Genomic DNA, 2633 nt, shown 5'->3' on the forward strand with positions numbered 1-2633 from the left:
GTTTTTCTACAGTGTCAGCAAAAAACCTGAATATATTAAACATATAGTTTGAGAACCCCGTATGTTCAATACCACTGAAATTATAATTGATGCTTTCGTTAATCAAGTTCGAGAGGGTTACAGGCGCACCTATGGTGGGTTAAACACTAATTATCAAGACATTATTGCCTGGGCTGGTCACATGGCGTTGGAAAACATCGCTAATAGTGATGCTTTATACCATAATGTCGAACATTCTGTCCTGGTTACTCTTGTAGGACAAGAAATTTTGCGGGGTAAACATATTCGTGAAGGTGGTGTTTCCTGCGAAGATTGGCTGCATTGCATTATTTCTCTGCTTTGCCATGATATTGGTTATGTGAAGGGAGTTTGTCGCCAAGATCAAGAAACAGAAGGCTTATATGCGACTGGTCAGGATGGTGGGATGATTTCTCTTCCCTTTGGTGCTTCTGATGCCAGTCTCACTCCTTATCATGTTGATAGAGCAAAACAGTTTATTGATGAACGTTTTGGTGGACATCCGCTAATTGATGCAGAAGTCATTAAGAGTAATATTGAATTAACTAGATTTCCTGTGCCAACGGTAGATGATCATCATGATTCCCAAAATTTTGCCGGTCTAGTTCGTGCTGCTGATTTAATTGGTCAATTGAGTGATCCACGTTATTTAAAAAAAATCACCAGTTTATTCTATGAGTTTGAAGAAACAGGGGTAACTAAAGTTTTAGGGTATAAAAATCCTGGGGATTTACGAAAGAACTATGCCAAGTTTTATTGGAATAGTGTTTATCCTTATATTACAGATGGCTTGCGTTATCTATCCTTGACACAGCAAGGGAAACAAGTTATGGCCAATCTTTATGCCAATGTGTTTGTGATCGAACATGAAAAACCACAATTAGACCTACAATATTTTGCTGAACAATTCAATTCTTAATTTTTGTTCACAAGGTCTTGTTGGTTTTAGCAAAGCTGATTTTTTTAGCTTTGCTGTTTTTTATTTTGTGATCAAAAATACAATTTATTTTGCTGTAGTAGTCACTTCCAGATCCTCTAAATTCTTGTTAGTTTAAAAGGATGTTAATTAATGCTCAACTTTTACTGCAATTTCAACGCTGTCAACGGCGACCTTTTTTAGATGTTCACGGTGATTATCGTCAACGAGAGATTCCCAATGAGTTAGTGCTGAAGGTACAACAGGATAAAAAAGCTCATCATCAGCGGATAGTGACTAAGTTAAGTTACTACGAACCTGATTATCCTGCTGGAAATTGGCAAGCAGGAGCAGCAGCAACTGTCAAACTGATGGAGCAGGGAGTAAGTTATATTCATCGGGGTGTGCTATTAACTACTTATGGTGATAAGTATACTTTGCTGAGTCGCCCGGATTTGCTTGTTAAACAACCCGGAGAATCTTGTTTTGGCAATTGGAATTATGTTCCAGTCAATATTGAACTGGGTAAACGTCCTAAACAAGAATATCAAGTAGTTATTGCTTTTCATGCCCAAGTTTTGGCGACGGTTCAGGGTGTGATTTTGGATAAAGCGGGATTAATATTGCGAGATAAAGATAAAACCTATGTGGTGGATTTAGATAAATGGACACCACAGATGCTGAATATTTTAGCGGAATATACTCAAGTGATTGAGTCGTTAGAAGCGCCAGAAATATTTATTTCTCGGCAAAAGTGTAATCTTTGTCCTTGGTATAATTATTGTTATGCGATCGCTCAATCTCAGCAACATCTTTCTCTATTACCAGGTGTAACACCTATTCGCTATACCCAATTGCAAAATCTATCTATCACCACTTTAGAATCACTTGCTGATACTCATCCCAGCACTTTAGAAAATCTGACAGGGTTTGATAGTAATGTAGCTGCTAAGTTAGTTGTTCAAGCCCAATCTGTATTTACTAAACAACCCTTAATTCTTCCAGATCCTCTATCTTTAGAGTATCTTACCTTGACAGCGCCGATAGAACTTTATTTTGATATTGAAGCCCAGCCAGATTTAAATTTAGATTATCTTTTAGGTGTTTTAGTTGTGGATCGAACAGCTAATACAGAAGAATTTTATTCCTTTTTGGCAGAAACACCAGAAGAAGAAAAATTAATTTGGCAGCAATTTCTCAACTTAGTTAATCAATATCCCCAAGCACCAATTTATCATTTTTGTGCTTATGAATTAGATACCGTTCAACGTCTGGCTAAACTGTATCGTACACCTCATGCCCAAATTCGTCCTGTACTAAATCGGTTTATTGACATATATGAACAACTAATTCAAAGTGTAGCTTTACCAATAGACAGTTATGCCTTAAAAGTCATAGCTCGTTGGTTAGGATTTACATGGCGTGAGCAAGAAGCCAATGGGGCTAAATGTATTTACTGGTATGATCAGTGGTTAGAAACAGGCGATCGCCACTTATTAGCAATCATTCAAGAATATAACGAAGACGACTGTCGCGCCACCCGTACAGTCAAAGATTGGTTAGTCAGCTTTTTTCAAAGAAAATCAGGCGATGACTACAGCGAGTAAGGCGATCGCATTTATAAAAAATCTTACTACAGTTAATCTATGTTCCGTCTCCCCAAACCCCGAAAACTTTCTCTAATTATCATTTTTAGTAT

2 protein-coding genes are annotated in these 2633 nt (G+C 37.4%); both read left to right on the top strand.

What is annotated here, in order from left to right; genetic code table 11:
- The first annotated feature begins 61 nt into the window (after positions 1–61).
- Positions 62–937, top strand: coding sequence for an Npun_R2479 family HD domain-containing metalloprotein (locus FJR38_RS05205; RefSeq protein ID WP_168535800.1), 876 nt, complete (start codon positions 62–64; stop codon positions 935–937).
- Between the two features lie 140 nt (positions 938–1077).
- Positions 1078–2541: a TM0106 family RecB-like putative nuclease gene (locus FJR38_RS05210; RefSeq protein WP_168535802.1), complete on the top strand. Its 1464-nt coding sequence runs from the start codon at positions 1078–1080 to the stop codon at positions 2539–2541.
- Positions 2542–2633 lie beyond the last annotated feature (92 nt).

Origin of the sequence: Anabaena sp. UHCC 0253, assembly GCF_009712085.1 — a bacterium.
In the GTDB taxonomy this organism is placed as follows: Bacteria; Cyanobacteriota; Cyanobacteriia; order Cyanobacteriales; family Nostocaceae; genus Dolichospermum.

Bases quoted from the DNA above. Each gene is read 5' to 3' on its own strand.
- FJR38_RS05205 (WP_168535800.1), top strand. From the start codon at position 62: ATGTTCAATACCACTGAAATTATAATTGATGCTTTCGTTAATCAAGTT.
- FJR38_RS05210 (WP_168535802.1), top strand. From the start codon at position 1,078: ATGTTAATTAATGCTCAACTTTTACTGCAATTTCAACGCTGTCAACGG.